15 protein-coding genes are annotated in these 16,148 nt (G+C 36.4%); 8 read left to right on the top strand and 7 right to left on the bottom strand.

Going from position 1 to position 16,148, the window contains the following annotated elements; genetic code table 11:
* Positions 1-34: 34 nt before the first annotated feature.
* A complete protein-coding gene (locus tag M900_RS00595) occupies positions 35-664 on the top strand; it encodes a hypothetical protein (protein ID WP_021272870.1) in 630 nt (209 codons plus the stop codon).
* Here the strand turns inward: M900_RS00595 and M900_RS00590 are convergent, their stop codons facing one another.
* Positions 665-1,213 carry a hypothetical protein gene (locus M900_RS00590; protein ID WP_034730590.1) on the bottom strand — a complete coding sequence of 183 codons (549 nt, stop codon included), beginning with the start codon at positions 1,211-1,213 and terminating at the stop codon, positions 665-667.
* Positions 1,214-1,363: 150 nt separating this feature from the next.
* Here M900_RS00590 and M900_RS00585 point away from each other — a divergent pair, with 150 nt between their 5' ends.
* Positions 1,364-4,336, top strand: coding sequence for a hypothetical protein (locus M900_RS00585; protein WP_021272878.1), 2,973 nt, complete (start codon positions 1,364-1,366; stop codon positions 4,334-4,336).
* 104 nt (positions 4,337-4,440) lie between these two features.
* A complete protein-coding gene (locus tag M900_RS00580; protein WP_021272913.1) occupies positions 4,441-6,189 on the top strand; it encodes a BCCT family transporter in 1,749 nt (582 codons plus the stop codon).
* 38 nt (positions 6,190-6,227) lie between these two features.
* Here the strand turns inward: M900_RS00580 and M900_RS00575 are convergent, their stop codons facing one another.
* Positions 6,228-6,635, bottom strand: coding sequence for a hypothetical protein (locus tag M900_RS00575; protein ID WP_021272890.1), 408 nt, complete (start codon positions 6,633-6,635; stop codon positions 6,228-6,230).
* 68 nt (positions 6,636-6,703) lie between these two features.
* Here M900_RS00575 and M900_RS16765 point away from each other — a divergent pair, with 68 nt between their 5' ends.
* Positions 6,704-7,441, top strand: a complete 738-nt coding sequence (locus M900_RS16765) for a biosynthetic peptidoglycan transglycosylase (RefSeq protein ID WP_198295914.1) — start codon at positions 6,704-6,706, stop codon at positions 7,439-7,441.
* 68 nt (positions 7,442-7,509) lie between these two features.
* On the top strand, positions 7,510-8,007 hold the full coding sequence (locus M900_RS00565; RefSeq protein ID WP_021272884.1) for an Hsp20/alpha crystallin family protein: 498 nt from the start codon (positions 7,510-7,512) through the stop codon (positions 8,005-8,007).
* Between the two features lie 9 nt (positions 8,008-8,016).
* On the opposite strand, the gene M900_RS00560 is transcribed toward M900_RS00565, so the two are convergent.
* Positions 8,017-8,427: an MAPEG family protein gene (locus tag M900_RS00560; protein ID WP_021272915.1), complete on the bottom strand. Its 411-nt coding sequence runs from the start codon at positions 8,425-8,427 to the stop codon at positions 8,017-8,019.
* Positions 8,428-8,562: 135 nt separating this feature from the next.
* Between M900_RS00560 and M900_RS00555 the strand changes: the two genes are divergently transcribed.
* Positions 8,563-10,152, top strand: coding sequence for an ABC-F family ATP-binding cassette domain-containing protein (locus M900_RS00555; protein ID WP_021272872.1), 1,590 nt, complete (start codon positions 8,563-8,565; stop codon positions 10,150-10,152).
* 104 nt (positions 10,153-10,256) lie between these two features.
* A complete protein-coding gene (locus M900_RS00550; protein WP_021272891.1) occupies positions 10,257-10,976 on the top strand; it encodes a penicillin-insensitive murein endopeptidase in 720 nt (239 codons plus the stop codon).
* Here the strand turns inward: M900_RS00550 and M900_RS00545 are convergent.
* The 3 genes from M900_RS00545 to M900_RS00535 form a co-directional block, all read right to left on the bottom strand.
* A complete protein-coding gene (locus tag M900_RS00545) occupies positions 10,966-11,529 on the bottom strand; it encodes a hypothetical protein (RefSeq protein WP_021272867.1) in 564 nt (187 codons plus the stop codon). The two genes, M900_RS00550 and M900_RS00545, sit on opposite strands and share 11 nt — an antisense overlap.
* Positions 11,530-11,532: 3 nt before the next feature.
* Positions 11,533-12,783, bottom strand: a complete 1,251-nt coding sequence (locus tag M900_RS00540) for a hypothetical protein (protein ID WP_021272868.1) — start codon at positions 12,781-12,783, stop codon at positions 11,533-11,535.
* Positions 12,784-12,916: 133 nt separating this feature from the next.
* The gene (locus M900_RS00535; RefSeq protein WP_021272883.1) at positions 12,917-13,786 is read right to left on the bottom strand and encodes an endonuclease/exonuclease/phosphatase family protein; all 870 of its coding nucleotides are present in this window, start codon (positions 13,784-13,786) and stop codon (positions 12,917-12,919) included.
* 189 nt (positions 13,787-13,975) lie between these two features.
* Here M900_RS00535 and M900_RS00530 point away from each other — a divergent pair, with 189 nt between their 5' ends.
* Positions 13,976-15,400, top strand: a complete 1,425-nt coding sequence (locus tag M900_RS00530; protein WP_021272879.1) for a phosphatidylserine/phosphatidylglycerophosphate/cardiolipin synthase family protein — start codon at positions 13,976-13,978, stop codon at positions 15,398-15,400.
* Here M900_RS00530 and M900_RS00525 read toward each other — a convergent pair.
* Positions 15,397-16,134: an acyl-[acyl-carrier-protein] thioesterase gene (locus M900_RS00525; RefSeq protein WP_021272917.1), complete on the bottom strand. Its 738-nt coding sequence runs from the start codon at positions 16,132-16,134 to the stop codon at positions 15,397-15,399. The two genes, M900_RS00530 and M900_RS00525, sit on opposite strands and share 4 nt — an antisense overlap.
* Positions 16,135-16,148 lie beyond the last annotated feature (14 nt).

Below are 16,148 nucleotides of genomic sequence, written 5' to 3'. Positions count from 1 at the left end.
ATGAATACTTTGAAAAAGTGTATCCTTTCGAGGAATGGAATGTCTACAAGCTAGGCAGCTGTCTAAGTTCATAGGAGTTGTTTCGTTTATTTCAGCTAGTTACGACTCTGTAGATGGCCCAGATCTTGAATTATTAGCAATGATGAGAAAACTAATTGTTCTTAATATTTTGTTGCTAATTACTTCTGTGACCAAGGCCTCGGAGTTTAGTTATATCGTTGGTGGAATAACTCCTCATATTCAAAAGCCTGAAGGTAAATACTCTAAGCCTTTATGTAATGAGCTTTCAGAGGGGTCAGGGATTATCTATACAGATCTTAAATCATTTAGAGTGCAAAGCAGTGAGAATGAACAGTGGGGCTTTCTAGTAGGAGAGAATTCCTATTGTAAACCAATATGGGGCGGAACATATTCGTATCAATTTTATCAGAGCGAGCGAGTAGAGCTTCAAGCTACAGTTGGTTTTTATCATTTTGATCAAGAAGGTTTTGATTTCTCTGAGGGAGCATACTTTGCCAACGTTGGAAATTTCTACTTTGTACCAATTGTTGGAGTTGAAATGAATTTTGTTCTTTATACTTCTAAGTCACTGGAGGTGAAGATGATGAATCTCGTCACCCCAGTTATTAGTCATCATAGTCTTGGGTTTATATTTCCAATCTAATCACTTACAGTCTATTGAGTGAAGCATACTATCTACAATATGATTACTTTTCTTATATTGCTTCTCTGTAAATAGAGTATTGATATTGAATAGTTCATCGACACAATTAAAGAAGTAAGTTCTTTCAAAGTATGTTGTTCCAAGAACTTTATATTGAAACCCGATTGAATGTACTTCCTTGATATTTTTCCAAGACTCGTGCGAGTATGGTAAAAATCTAATTAACTGCCCTTTATTTTTTGCTAGCCATTTTTTACGGCCCTGCTCGTAATCAGAAACAGAGGTTTCAATTTTCTTTTCATCAAACTTGAAATCTTTTACTGTTGTTGGACTTACTGATACCACAATTCTTTTCTTGTCTTTCACTGGCCCAAGTAAAACAAGTGGTGAACTTGATAAGTTTTCTACAAATTGCCAACTTTTATCGACATCAATAGAAAATGTTTTTTCAGAAATACTATAGGTATTTAATTTAGCATAGGAACTTAACGTAGGTAGAAAAAATACTACAAGTAGTTGTTTTAAAATGGATCTTCTAAAGTTACTCAACATAATGTCCTTAATTGTATCAACAAATTAATTTTACTTCATCTTAATTTAAAAAAATTAACTTCGAAAACTCTTGCGAAGTATTAAAGTATTTTAACAAATGATTCGATTAATTACACTGATAGGAAAAAAAGGAACGGTACACATAAAATGTTTTCTCTAGTTAAAAAACAGTTATTTATCTTATGTATCTTATGTCTAACTCAAGCGCATGCTCGTGAGTTAGCTTTTGATGAAAAAGTAGGTCTTTTGGAGAGTAGTTGTTTTAATGGTGAAGAAATTCTTCCCGACAACTATGTTGAACAAATAGATGATACCTGTTTAAAACTAGCGCTCGAAATTAATGATGATGTTCAAGATGCTGAAGAGGAAAGTGCTTCAGGAGATAACAATGCAGGTATGCCTGACGCGCTTTTAGGAGAAGTGACATGTTCCGGTGAGGATGTTCTTCAAACGTCTGAGATCGAGAAATTGAAGCTTATGGCAGCAGATGCGACTGCGCAGGTGAAGTGTACACCTCAGGAAGTAAAAAAGAATCAGGACAGCTGTGAGAATGTCTGGACCTGTAATAGTTATCGTTCAATAAATGCCGCTGCGGAAACATTATTGCCTGAATTCGTAAGTAAGAGAATTAGTAATGGTCTCGCAAAGAAAGTGAAAGGAGATGATGAACTTCCTTCTGATTGTCTTGACAAGGGTCAAGGTGACTGTCTTACAGAAGTTACCACTGCTTTTCTTTCAAGCTTTTGGTCAACAATGACTAGTGTGTGGGATGTGGTAAAAACTGGAACAAGCTATCTTTTTAGCCCATCTAGTTGGTTTGATAGTAAGTTAGATGAAGCTCATGCAATGTCTGAAAAAACAGATGAAGATGTAAAGAAGTTAACTGAAGATCCTGCTGGATACTTTGCAGATATGATGTCTAATATGAAAAAGAGTCTCGACACTTGGATTAGATCTTCGGTTCTCTGCCAGGAATGGGAGGGGACACCACATATGTCAGAGTGTAAGACTCCGCTTGCTAGTTACGAGTGTATCGACTGTAATGATAAGATAAACGCAACATGTGCTGCCGTTGGAGCAATTACATCAGAGCTTGGGGTGATGGTCTTTACCGCTGGTGCTGGTAATATGGTGTCAATTGGTGCAAAAGTTGGTGCTCATACACTGAGAAAGCTTTCACAAAAAGTTGCAACAAAAATTCAAAAAGTTTCTCCAACGATGAAATCTCCGGCAGCAGTTGCTGCAATTAAAGCTGAAAGTAAAATTATAACAAGTGTAAAAAATGTTGGTGGTACTGCTTCTACAGCAATTGCTAGATCTGCTGAGATACTAAAAAAAGGTAAGGCATTATCTGAAAAAATTATTGCTCATGTAGAAGAGCTAAAAGTTGTAAAGGCAACCTTAGCTGTTGGGGATTTTTTAAGTGATCCTCTTCGTATGTCTAAGAGAATGTCGAGAATGGGTGTAAACACATCGAATAGAATTTTAGCTAGCGCTGGATCTGGAGCTGTTGCCAGAAGATCTCGAATAGCCTTAGCTATGGATGCTAAGTATGATGAGAGAAGAATAGTTAGACAAGTAATTGATAAGCGTGATGATCACACAAAACGAAATGTAGCGATTAGAGGAACACGTACTTCTCAAAAGGTTAGATCTGAATATCAGCATATTGCTGGACACTCAAATCAAAATAATAAGCCTAAAGATGTTGCAAGTTCCTCTACGGGTGTTGGTTCTAGAGATACTAAAAGTCGTGATTCAAGATTCGAAGATAAGGCCAAAAGAGTAGAAGAGAAGACAACAAATAATAAACAACAGGACTCTCTTGCTTTGGACCATGGAAAGAGTGGCCAAAATCAGCATAATAAAGGAAATGACGGGCAAACAAATGGAAGCTCTAATTCTTCTCATCATAAGAAAGACGAAAACTCTAATACAAATATAGATAAGCTTGCGAGTTTAGGAAAAGCTGCTGTCGCAACGGGAATTGCTTCAAAAGCTGTTGATGTGTTTGGGGAAGAAGGAAGAAGTGCGAGAGAAAAATCTGAAGCGAAGAGTAAAGAGGTGAGTTCTCTGAAGCAAGCAAAAGAGATTTTAGGCGCCAACTCAGTTCAGGAGATGGCCCAGAAAGCTGCTGCTCTTGAAAATGTTTATAATGAATCAAATCGTGAGCAGATGGTTGATAGGATTGCACAAGAGTCTGGTGTTAGTAGAGATGTAGCAAATTCTGTCTATGACCAAAGAGTCGCTGAAATTAAAGCTGCAAAAGAGTACGTAGCTCAAGAGGGAAGTTTGTCAGAGAATAATAGTTCTCAAAAACTGTCAGCAGCACAAAAAAATCAAGCAGCAGAGGCGGAGCTTGAAAAACTTTTTGGTAAAGCAAATAACACTAAGAAGACTACTGTTATGGAAAACTTTGAAAAGAAGAAGGGTGAGTTAGAAGCGAAGCTTGCAAAACTAAGCAATAGTTTAGATGATAAGGAAAGTAGTAAATCTCAAGAAGTAGAAAGTGTACAAAATCAAAGTATAGCGACCACTTCAAATACTCGAAAAACTCAAAGTAGAGCGTCAGCTTCGGCAAAGTCGGTTTCTTCGTCTGGTAGTATCTCTCAAGGTATTTCAAGTAGTGTTAACAGCTCATCTGTTGGAGTTATTCCAACTGCACGCCAAGGTAATCCTGTTGTCAATGGACAATTTGAAGATGAGAATTCACCAGCATTTGCAGTTCTTAAGGAATTACAGGATAACGAATCGATTGAAGCTAATTTAAAAGTTGGTAGCAAAGATGATAAGCCAAAAAATGATTACGAAACTGTTGCGGTAACTAACTTATTTCAACTTATTAATAAAGATGGAGTTGAATTAGAGAATGATGTTTCTGTACATTTTGCAAATGCAGTAGACGTTTCAGATAAAGATTTATCACCAGATTATATTGAAGCATTCAATAAGTTTATGGAAAGTAATGATAAGGCTAAACTTAGAATTGTTAAACAAATAGCAGATGGAAAGCTTGAGGTTATCGAAGACAACTCGGGGACTCAGTATTCTATTATTTCTAAAGCTAACTCTATGAAGTTAATAAGAAATGAGGAATCTCGTCGCATGCTGAATAATTAATATTGAGCGATTCGCTTTTTCCTAACTCTCTCAGTTTTTTATAAATGAATGGTTCCTCCATACGATTATGTAAGGAGGAATTAAATTTATAAAAAAGAGAGTCTATGGAAGATCACAATGAAAAGACACAATTATTAAATAAGCTTGAAAAAGCGGAAAAGAAAGCGCGGAAGCGGGCCATTCAAGATCGTGAACCATTTAAAGGTTTGCAGATTAAACCTACTTCATCTTTGTTCAATGATTCTCCTGCGCAGGAGCCGGGGGAGAGTAACTGGACAGGATATGGTTTTGATATTCATCCTCAGGTTACATTTATTGCCTCAGCACTACTTGTCGTTTTTATAACTCTCTGTCTGATGTTTCAAACAGAATCAAAAGAGTTTTTTGCTGAAGTGCTGAAAGTCATTTCTGTAAAGTCGGGATGGTTCTTTATTTTAAGTTCAAATATCATGGTGATTGCCTGCTTGTTTTTTGCCTTTAGCCGTTTTGGGAGTATTCGAATTGGAGGCATAAAGGCAAAGCCAGAGTTTTCAAGAAAGGCGTGGTATGCCATGCTCCTTAGTGCAGGGATGGGCATCGGACTTATGTTTTGGAGTGTCGGTGAACCTATTAGTCATCTTCAAGCACCGTCTCCGATGTTTAATTCTCTTGCCCCTGGATCCGCAGAAGCTGCTCAAGCAGCGATGGCCGTGACGTTCTTTCACTGGGGACTTCACCCATGGTCAATTTATGCACTAGTTGGTTTAGGACTCGCTTTCTTTAGTTTTAACCGCGGTCTCCCACTTACAATTCGAAGTATTTTCTATCCTCTTCTTGGTGAGCGAATATATGGTTTTTGGGGAAATGTAATTGATGTGCTCTCTGTTCTTGCGACTCTCGCAGGTTTAGCGACTTCCCTTGGTTTTGGTGTTCAGCAAGTGAATGCCGGATTAAACAAACTATTTGATGTTGAAATTTCAGTTACAGTGCAAGTGATTCTAATTTGTATTATCACAGGATTTGCGACTCTTTCTGTGGCATCTGGACTTGATAAAGGTGTAAAGTATTTAAGTGGGATTAATATGGGGCTCGCTGCCATATTTATGCTTTTCTTACTTGTTGTTGGACCAACTGTTTTTATCCTTGGAGGATTCACTCAGAGTATCGGTTTCTACATTCAAAAATTACCTCAGCTTAGTCTTTGGACAGAGACCTTTAAAGACACTAATTGGCAGGGAGGATGGACAGTCTTTTACTGGGCATGGTGGATTTCATGGTCACCATTTGTAGGGATGTTTATTGCTCGTATTTCTAAAGGAAGAACAGTTAGAGAATTTATTATTGGTGTAATTTTAATACCATCTCTTCTTTCATTTATTTGGATGAGTGTATTTGGCGGTACTGCAATCTTTAGTGAGTTAAATCATCATGGAAATATTTCGGCGGCCGTAAAAGATAATGTTGCGACAGCACTCTTTGTTTTACTTGAAGATTACCCATTATCTGGTCTTCTGTCTTTTATTGCGATCATACTTGTTTCCGTGTTCTTTGTGACATCTTCGGATTCAGGTTCACTTGTTGTTGATCATTTAACGTCAGGTGGGAAACTTGATTCACCAATACCCCAAAGAATCTTTTGGGCCGTGATGGAGGGGATTCTTGCTGTCACCTTGTTACTTGGTGGAGGATTGACGACATTGCAAACAGCTGCGATATGCACAGGACTTCCGTTTGCTCTAATATTATTAGTATCTATTTACTCAATATATATCGGACTATCACAGGAATATCATATTGAAGAAGTTGTTGAAGAAAAGTTGAAAGAAGTAGAATATGAACATATGCTAGAGGAAACTATTAAGTCATTAACATAGAATTAAAAAAGGGTTACAAATGTAACCCTTTCTTTTAGTTATTCTTCTGTTGTAAGTAAGGCAATTGCAAGATCAACAATTAACTGATCATCCTCTTTACCTTCAAACTCAATCTCATACTCATCGCAAAGTTCTTCAAGTTCATCTCTTTCACAATCCATTAGATCAAGAAGTGCTAGTTCGTAAGTAATGAGCACCATAAGATTTTCGTGCTGTCTATCTGTAGATTCAAGCCCGATTGAATCTACAGCTTCCTTAATCTCTTCGAAAGTCATCTTTTCATTTTCTTCATAACGATAAAGAAGAAATGATAAATCTTCAGCATCGTCATCATATTCAGCATCAATATTTTTATCTTTACAGTATTTAAGTAGTTTATTCTTTGGTAGACCTAAGTATTTGTTTTTCTTTGGGTCTAGTGCGTTGTAAAGTGGATTCTCTGTCATTTTTACATCTCCCTGTTTGACATCGTTATAGCTCAATTATTATAAGGAGTCTTGAACTATTTTTTATGATGAAGAAACTATTAATACTCACATTCATTGGGGTTTTAGCGCTTGGAGGATGGCTCTACCAAGTTCTAGGAATCTCCCAGATTAAAGCGCTCAGAGAAGGATATGTTGAGATCACCAAGCCTAAAGAAGGTGGTGTGTCTTATAAGGTTGTTTCCCAAAGACCAAAATCTTGGATAAAGATTTCTGCAATTCCTAAAGATGCCTATATGGCAATTGTTATCAGTGAAGACTGGGCTTTTTTTGATCATCATGGGTTTGATTATGAGCAAATAGAAATCGCTCTCATGGATGCCATCGATGGAAAAAAACTTCGTGGTGCAAGTACTATTACACAACAATTAGCTAAGAATCTTCTTTTTGATTCGGAGCGATCTTTTCTTAGAAAAGTGTTAGAGCTTGGAAGTTCAATTGCCCTTGAGCACTACTTAAGTAAAGATAAAATTTTAGAAAGTTATCTTAATATTATTCAATACGGAGAAGATCTCTATGGAATCAACCAGGCCTCTCAGTTCTACTTTGCTAAATCAGCAAAGAATTTAGAGGTGAAAGAAGGAGCTTTTCTTGCGATGCTCTTACCAAGTCCTGTACGTTATGCTCAATCTTTCTATGATAAAGAATTAACTATTTTTGCATCTCAAGTGGTTGACTCAATAATTGATAAACTTGCAATTGCAAAAGTCATCACTAAAGATCGAGCAACTGAAGTAAAAGGTGAGCCTTTACTTTTTAGGTTTTAATAAAAATTTTCATAATCTTGACATTTTTTAACTCCGTTTTATCCTATAATAAATCTGATGGAGGTCTCATGAAACACTTAGCTCTACTTGTGCTATTAACTTCTTCTCTTAGTGCCCATTGCGAAAGCACTGGCTCTGAACGTAAACCCTTTAACCCATTCGATCCTCAGGCCCAAGTAAAGCAAAAATTTTCTAATCCTGGCGATGCTAGAGATATTGGCGCAATAAAAAAATTATTCTTTGGTAATTCGATTCAAGGAATTACTGGCTCAATTATGGAGTCAAATGATGTTGAGATAGAAGCTCGTGAGGATGATAAGTTTAAGTATGTTGATATAATCGCTGAAGGGGTCAATAAAGATGACCTTAAAATCAACATTAAAGATGAGATGATAATGGTAAGCGGTCAGATCAAGAAAGAGGAGAAAAATGAATCAGGAGAAATCATCTCGAGTTTCACCTCAAGTTTTATGCGTTCTGTTCCTGTGCCTGAAAATGTAGACTCACTAAACCCTGACTTTGACTTGAGTGGAAAGAAAATTATTATTAAATTTAAAAGAAAATAAAGGCCTTAGCTAAAAGGCCAGTCTGATTGCTAGAATAAGAATGATAAGCCAGCTTAGAGCAAATGATCTCATCCTATGCATAACATTGTTGTGAGTTAGATGAATATAGCTATGAATTATTCTGAGAGCAACAAATACCCATGCCATTGTAAGACTAAAGATATCCACTCGGTTCATAACAAATGTAAATACACATACAACGTAGAAAAGGGTTGGGGTTTCCAGTAAGTTTGTATAATTTCTTGCTGCTTGTATTGCAAGTTCTGGTACATCATCATTAGTTGAGTAGGTACGAAAGTGCTTCATGCTAACTTTCTTTTCTTTAAGGGCCTTGACTCTTCTTAAGAACATTACCCCCATGACAAATGCGGTTAATAAAATCATTGCAAGACATGGAAAATATATTAAGTTTTGGTTCATGAGTACTCCTTAGTATTTATTTATATAGTATTTCCTCTTTATCGCCTTATGGCTTTTTGCGGTGTGTATAAAACATTGGAAGTATCGTATTTTTTATGATATTGTGGCCAAAATTTATTTAAGAGGATTGTTGAAATGATTACTGTTCAAAATGTCAGTTTAGCCTTTGGCGGCAGAAAATTATTTGATGATGTAAATATCAAGTTTACACCAGGAAATTGCTACGGACTTATCGGTGCTAATGGAGCTGGGAAGTCTACGTTTCTAAAAATTTTAGCCGGTGACATTGAGCCAAATACTGGTGAAGTATTTACAGCTCCTGGACAACGTATTTCGGTTTTAAGACAGGATCACTTCGCATTTGATGAGTATACAGTGATGGATGCTGTTCTTATGGGAAATGAGAAATTATATAAAATCATGCAAGAAAAAGATGCTATTTATATGAAAGACCCGTTTACTGATGAGGATGGAATTAGAGCATCTGAATTAGAAGCTGACTTTGCGGACATGAATGGATGGGAAGCAGAATCAGAAGTTGGTGTAATTCTAAGTGGTCTTGGAATTGGCGCAGAACTTCTTCAAACGAAACTTAAAGATCTTCAAGCAGATGTGAAAGTTAAGGTTCTTCTCGCATCAGCTCTTTTTGGTTCTCCTGATATTCTACTTCTTGATGAGCCTACCAACCACCTTGATATCAAAGCGATTCAGTGGTTAGAAAACTTTTTATTAGATTTTAAAAATACAGTTATCGTTATTTCCCACGACAGACACTTTTTAAATAAGGTTTGTACAAATATTGCTGATATCGATTTTGGGAAACTGACTGCTTATGCTGGGAACTATGAGTTTTGGAAGAGTTCAAGTGAACTTGCACAGAAACTTAGAGCTGCAGAAAATAAGAAGGCGGAAGAAAAGGCACAAGAACTTAAGGCGTTTATCCAGCGCTTTAGTGCGAACGCTTCGAAATCTAAGCAAGCAACTTCAAGACAGAAACAACTTGATAGAATTCAGCTTGATGAACTTCCTGTATCGACAAGAAAATACCCATACGTAGATTTTAAACCAAATAGAGAAGTAGGTAAGGAAATCCTTAGAGTTGATGGTATTTCTAAATCAATTGATGGAGTAAAGATTCTTGATAATGTTTCTTTTGCAATCAACAAAGATGATAAAATTGTCTTCTTATCAGAAAATGATTTAACTCAAACAACATTATTTGAAATCCTTGCCGGTGAGATGGAGCCAGATAGTGGAACTTATGAATGGGGTTCTACAATCACTACTTCATATTTCCCAACAGATAACTCAAAATACTTTGACAGTGGAAGCTTGAATCTTGTTGATTGGTTAAGACAGTACTCTCAAAACAAAGAAGAAAGTTTTATTAGAGGTTTCTTAGGAAAAATGCTTTTCTCTGGAGAAGAGGCGCTTAAGAAGACTAATGTTCTTTCCGGGGGGGAGAGAGTTAGGTGTATGCTGTCAAAGATGATGCTTTCTGGAGCTAACGCAATTATTCTAGATGGCCCAACTTCCCACTTAGACCTTGAGAGTATTACTTCCGTAAACGATGGTTTAATTAGATATAATGGTGGAGTAATTCTATTCACTTCACACGATCATGAGTTCGTGCAAACTGTTGCAAATAGAATTATAAAAATTGATGGTAGTATTCAATTTGATAAGTATATTACTTATGATGAGTATCTCGACCTAAATAAATAACGGTATAAAAGATCAAAAAGCTAGGTTAAATGTCCTAGCTTTTTTTTTATTTAAAAACAGTATAAAATCTAAGTTCATATTAAATTTTTAAAAGAGGTTACAGGATGTATGCTTTTATTACTTTGATCTGCCTTTCAATGGCATTTTCTTCAAATGCAGCTGAAGCCGTAGGTTTCTATTCAAAGGGTAGTCTTAAAGATTCACTTTCAATTATTGATAGAAATATTAATGTAGTTAAACTCTATAAAAGTAGAGGGAAACAATATGCCACCGAAGAAATGTTAAATCTCATTGAGGGGCTTGCAAATTTTTCGAGAGAAAATTTTCCAAGCGCAGAGAGTATCCAAGTTGGAGATCTTGCAGCTGTTAATGGTGGACGAGCAACTCGCCATACAAGTCATCAAAATGGTCTCGATGCTGATATTGTTTATTATCGCGTGAATGAAAAAGCGCAAGACGTTAATAATCCAGAGTGGGCAGAATATTTTGTATCAGGATCAAAAGTAACTAAAAACTTTCATGTTCAAAGAAATTATACGGCGCTAAAGTACTTGGTTGAAAATTATGACGTTCGAAGAATTTTTGTTGATACTGCAATAAAGAGAGAATTCTGTAAGTTAGCATCTAATAGTGGACAGCTGAAAGATCCTGGGACTGTAGAGTTCTTAAGAAGACTAAGGCCAGCTAAGCTTCATCAAACGCACTTTCACGTTCGTCTTGGTTGTCCAGAAGGAAGTAAGAAGTGTGAGTCCCAGGCCGAACCACCGAAAGGGGCTGGTTGCGATAGTATATCAATGGAGTGGGAAGAAGTCTCTAGTTGTTAAATTTACAGTTGAGGTTGGTTGAAATAATCTCGATCAACTTCTCATTTTCGTAATGAGTGAAGATTTCATTTTCACTATCAAGCGTCTGATTAATCCCACTCTCTGTGAAAAGAAATACATTGATATTCTTATTGAAGAAAGCAAATTGCTTTCCTGGTTGGTACTTTGAAGATTCGATAATAACCGGAAATTGATCACTATCTTCTTTATAGACTAGGTAAGTTGGTACATCCCCCTCTGCACCATCATCATAGAAAAAGCGTGTTCGATAGACTTCTCCTTCGTATTCGAAATGTTTGTTGATGAAGCGTAGATCTGATTTTGTACGAAGCTTACCTGCGCCAAGCTTTCTATAAGCTCGCTCACATGCGAGTGACTCACCTGATTGATGCTCTTTGGGCATCATTATTTCTTTTCTCTTGATCTGTTTTTCTTCGAATGTGAGTGTTGTAGGAGATTGTTGGCCGAGGTGTTGTTCAGAGGTATAGAAATAGTAGAGAACAACACCAATAATGAGAATAACTAGACTAGGTATTAAAACTTTCTTATTCAAAAATTAGTACCATCTTTTACAGCTAGTCTTTGGTCCTGTTTTTTCTCCCCAACGAAGCTCTACTGTATCATTTGGGTGTGAAGAGAGAAGACCATTATTGATTCTTCTCCAAAGTTCTTTAAGTGAAATCTTTGAAGAAGACGAGTAGTTTACACTACAAAATTTAAGTAAGTCTGCTTCAGGCATATGAACATTCTTAAAGATTGCTTCTAAGATTTGAACATGCTCTGGATTAGCTCTACTTAATTCACCATTTTTTTCAAGTTCAGTATACGTATCTTTTAGTCTTACAAATGTTTCTGTTAGGGCCTTATCTCTTGCTGGAGTTGAGTATGTATCGAAGTCTCTATAATCCATACACTTGTTACCAGTTTGAGAAAGGTAAAGAAGTGCTTGGTCAACATACTTGATTCTTGCAACAGCTTCTTCACAAGTAGCCGTTAAAGCACGATAGAGCTTGTTGGCAGGATCCTCGTCCTCTGTCTTTAGAAGAGTCTTTACGTATGCAAAGAATTTCTTACTTCCTAAGTCTTGAGCAATTTTGAATTGATGATTAGATGCATTTAACTCTTCTGGCAACGAGTTGATTGAGACTCCAATATGCTCTGGCCATCTTAGTCTCTTAAATCCCCACGGATCATGTGGAAGATTTACAAACTCTTTTGACTTACGTCTTGTCATCGGCTCCCCAGCTGCTTTAATTGCTTGAGTTGAGTAGATCGTATCAAAAGTACCAACAGGGTTAATATTTTTTATATTGTAAACGTGACGAATGAAGTTTCCATTACGTGCTTTAATCTTATAAGTGAACAAGCTGCCGGCATTTGTTGAAGAAAGTTCGATTGGATAAGAATCGAAGTAAGTTAAGTTTTCACTCCCAACACTTGCTCCAATTGTATTAATCATCGCGACAAGTTTCTTGTTTGGAGCACCATATTTATCCCAGTTATTTAATTCATTGTTAAAAGTCTTAATCTTTCCACGTGAACCTGATGGATTTTTTACAGCAAATGGAAGAGAATGTTCAAATGAGAAGATCGCTCGTAGTGCATAAGCTGCATCTGCACAGTCTGCCTTAATTCCATAATAAGGAGATTTCGGATCTATAAACATTGTTTCATTAACGTTTGAGCTTTTTATCCAATTTGAGTATTCTTCTTCATAATTCATATCCCATGAATTAGTCGCTTCCCAAACAGCAGAATAAGATAAACTTGTGATAAGAACAAAGATAAGAGTAGTAACTAGTTTCACAATCGCTCCGTAATTTTATTGATAAAACCTTTTAGAATTGGGCCCGCATTTGGTCAAGGAAGAAACCATTAGACATGCGTCAAGTCTCGAGAAACGTATCTAAATAATTTAAATGCTAACTTTTGAGTTAGGATTATTGAACTTCAACAGTGATCGGACAGTGGTCAGAAATAAAGCGATTGTAGAAGCTTAAATTACGGTATCGATATAGCTTCGAGTTATTATTGTTACATGCTTCAAAGACATCAACACTTTTAATATTAAGTTGATTAGAGATCCAAAAGTGATCAAAGAGGTGTCCATAATTAAATGACTTGAATGTATTTTTAAAATTGTGTTTTACTCGCTTCAATCCAACTTCTTGGTACAGTTCATCCATTCTCTCGAGATCTCCAACTGGAGCACCTGAAAACTCCTTGGGGTAAGAATTAAAGTCACCAAGAAGAATGACTGGAAGTTTGTCTTTATAAGACTTAATTCTTTCTGTAAGAAGTTGGGTTTGTATCTCACGCATTTGTCCCTCTCGCTTTCCAGCCTTGAGGTGAACACCTAATACATGTGCGAGGAACTTCTTTGATTTTTTTTCTTTAATTACTCCAGATATAGCAGGGCGAAGTTTTGAACCATTGATTGTGGCGATATCTTCAAAAATATTATTGTCATCACCTTCTTCCGGAGAGAATGAATACTTGTCTGTATGACATAGAACGAGATGTTGATGACGTGAGCCGCTTCCTAGATAGGTATGGCAATCGAAGTTCAATGAAGCCATCAAGTTGATTAGTTTTTGGGTGTCGACAACTTCTTGGAAAAGAATCACTTCGGTTGTTGAGAGATATTTTGCGATGAACTCACTCAGCCAAGGTGCACGGTATTCGTCAGAATTCTTACCTGAAAGCTCACCACCTGAACCAAACCATTTCAAGTTAAAACTTGTGATCTTAAGGCTAGCGTTGGCATGAAGAGCTGCCATTGCAAATACTGTGATAATAATTTTTTTCATTAATCTTCCCTGACTATGTAAAAATAATATGTTTGGCCGATTGATAAGTCTAATCTTTTTATTCTCGCGGTAGTTAAGTTATTGAAAAAAGGTATGGGCGAAAAATCTCTTAATAAATTTCTTTTAAGACAATAAATTATGCGATATGCGTTGTGTGCACTTTGTTATTAAACGAGTTTGGGGGAATGAATGAGATTACAAAGTTTACTATTCGCAGCTTTATCACTATTTATCACGTCACAAAGTTTTGCTAAAACATCTGCTTTGTTCTCGCCACATCAGGGAGCTGAGGCTTTTGATAAAATCTATGATTATAGTGCCAGTGCAACTTCGAAACTTTATGTGACTGTATATAGTTGGTCAGACAAAAAGGCTCTCGAAGCTATGACGACAGCAGCGAAAGCGGGAGCCGAAGTTAAAGTGGTACTTCATCCCACACTCGCACGAACTCAGAGAGTTATTGATTACGCAAAAGAATTAGAATTAAGTGGTGGTCAGGTAAAGATTGCGACTATGAATATGCATGAAAAGTTCTTCATTATTGATGAAACAATGCTTATTAATACTTCAGCAAATCTTTCCGGTGGAGCAAAGTCAAAATATAGTGAAAACTTCATTTTCCATAAGATCGAAACAGAAACGGAAAAGTCGCTTTTAAAAGAATTTAATCAAGAGTTTGCAGTCCTTTGGAATACTGGTAAGGACTTTATTAGTGCAGATGAAGTTAATGCTCCTGCATTGGAGTCTGTAAATTCAACTAATCTACCAACTTCAAAAGATGTTTCTCTTTATTCATCTTCTATGAACTTCACATTAAAAAAGAACTCTACAACAACTAAGGCCTATGGTGAAGGTAAGTACTTCGCACTTAGCAAACGTGGTGGAGCAAAGAATCACACTTGGCTTGTTAGAGATTTAATCATTAAAGAAATTAATGCAGCGAAATCGAATATCTACCTATCTCTTAATCACTTAAATATTAGAGATGTAACAGATGCTCTTATCGAAGCGGTTAAAAGAGGAGTAGATGTAAAACTTGCTGTGGATAATCAAGAATTTAAAACAGCTCCAAATAACAAAGAGATGACCCCGCAGTTTGTTGCGGACTGGAAAAAAATCTCTAAAGAAGAAGCACCTGTTCGAGTTAAGTTTTACAGTTTCGCACCTTCCCCACGTTACTGGTTTTTAAATCACCATAAATATATTCTTATTGATTTTGATGAGAAGGATTTAACCAAAACAAAGTTAATTTCTGGATCATATAATATCTCTAGAACTGCGGAACAAAACCAGTTTGATAATATGGTTATCTACCAAGGACTTGAGTTCAGTGAAATCTATAAGGCGTTTAAAGGAGAGTTTGATCACCTTTGGAGTTTAAATAGAGATAGCGAAGATCGTCCAGATAGTGAGATCTTTGATGGGCTGACAAAAATTGAAAAGGATTCAATCTCTCTACACTCGTATACACCAATTTCTCTTACTTGGAATGAAACTCTTGCAGTGAGGAAAGAGGCTTATAAGAAAGCTCCTGGAATGTTTAAAAATATTTTTAGAAAGAGAGATTGTAAGTATTATGGTCTAAAATCAGGAGAGTTCTACGGTTGTCCTTAGAACTCTAGCTCTGCTAAGAAATGAGTCTCGCTTTCGCTCTTAAAAACAATAGTGTAACAAGACTCATTCTTTATCATTCCAAGCTCTAGTGCCTTAATATGAAAAGGCACTTCCTTCTTGAAAATTGCACGTATCTTCTTTGGCCTCTCAATTTGATTGTTCATCATATAATCTTCTAATAACTCAAAGTAGACAGTATTGTTTAAGTGATTATTGATATCATAATCTGTGTAGCGAAGTTTATATTCAATTTCGTTTTGAAGATTGAAGTCTTCCTTGATTCTCCATGTGTTATCAAGTCCTTCAAAATTCGAAGTGGTAGATGGAGTGAAGTTTGGAAATAGTGATTGATTAAAGGCCACTGGTGACTTCTTTACGAGATCAAGATAAATCCAGCTGGTATTTGCAGTAATAAGTGTTTTGTCTTCACAAGTTACCTCAAACTCTCTGAAACCTTTAAACTGTTGCGTCCCGCGCGACCAAGTCGAAAGCTTTATATCTTGTGCTAGAAATGGGGTTTGCCTAAGGTCGAGTTCAATTTTTGTCAGAACCCAGGCCTGTTTTTTCTTTACAAGTTCATCCCAGGTTTGTGCTCTTGAGGTGTAGTGATCAAGTGCGATATTTTGAAAGAGTAGCATAAGTTTTTTTAAACTCAGTTGGCCTTTCGGACAAACGTCTCCAGCATTAATGTGATAGAGGTAAGTAAAAACTGAATCCTTGTATATCTTTTTCATAAGGCCAATATTAT

This window comes from Bacteriovorax sp. Seq25_V (genome assembly GCF_000447795.1).
Lineage (GTDB): Bacteria > Bdellovibrionota > Bacteriovoracia > Bacteriovoracales > Bacteriovoracaceae > Halobacteriovorax_A.
The sequence above is the reverse complement of the archived record's forward strand: the minus strand, read 5'-3'. Positions and strand labels throughout refer to the sequence as shown.

Coding starts and splice junctions, on each gene's coding strand:
- M900_RS00595 (WP_021272870.1), top strand. CDS start 35: ATGGAATGTCTACAAGCTAGGCAGCTGTCTAAGTTCATAGGAGTTGTT.
- M900_RS00585 (WP_021272878.1), top strand. CDS start 1,364: ATGTTTTCTCTAGTTAAAAAACAGTTATTTATCTTATGTATCTTATGT.
- M900_RS00580 (WP_021272913.1), top strand. CDS start 4,441: ATGGAAGATCACAATGAAAAGACACAATTATTAAATAAGCTTGAAAAA.
- M900_RS00575 (WP_021272890.1), bottom strand. CDS start 6,635: ATGACAGAGAATCCACTTTACAACGCACTAGACCCAAAGAAAAACAAA.
- M900_RS16765 (WP_198295914.1), top strand. CDS start 6,704: ATGAAGAAACTATTAATACTCACATTCATTGGGGTTTTAGCGCTTGGA.
- M900_RS00565 (WP_021272884.1), top strand. CDS start 7,510: ATGAAACACTTAGCTCTACTTGTGCTATTAACTTCTTCTCTTAGTGCC.
- M900_RS00560 (WP_021272915.1), bottom strand. CDS start 8,427: ATGAACCAAAACTTAATATATTTTCCATGTCTTGCAATGATTTTATTA.
- M900_RS00555 (WP_021272872.1), top strand. CDS start 8,563: ATGATTACTGTTCAAAATGTCAGTTTAGCCTTTGGCGGCAGAAAATTA.
- M900_RS00550 (WP_021272891.1), top strand. CDS start 10,257: ATGTATGCTTTTATTACTTTGATCTGCCTTTCAATGGCATTTTCTTCA.
- M900_RS00535 (WP_021272883.1), bottom strand. CDS start 13,786: ATGAAAAAAATTATTATCACAGTATTTGCAATGGCAGCTCTTCATGCC.
- M900_RS00530 (WP_021272879.1), top strand. CDS start 13,976: ATGAGATTACAAAGTTTACTATTCGCAGCTTTATCACTATTTATCACG.
- M900_RS00525 (WP_021272917.1), bottom strand. CDS start 16,134: ATGAAAAAGATATACAAGGATTCAGTTTTTACTTACCTCTATCACATT.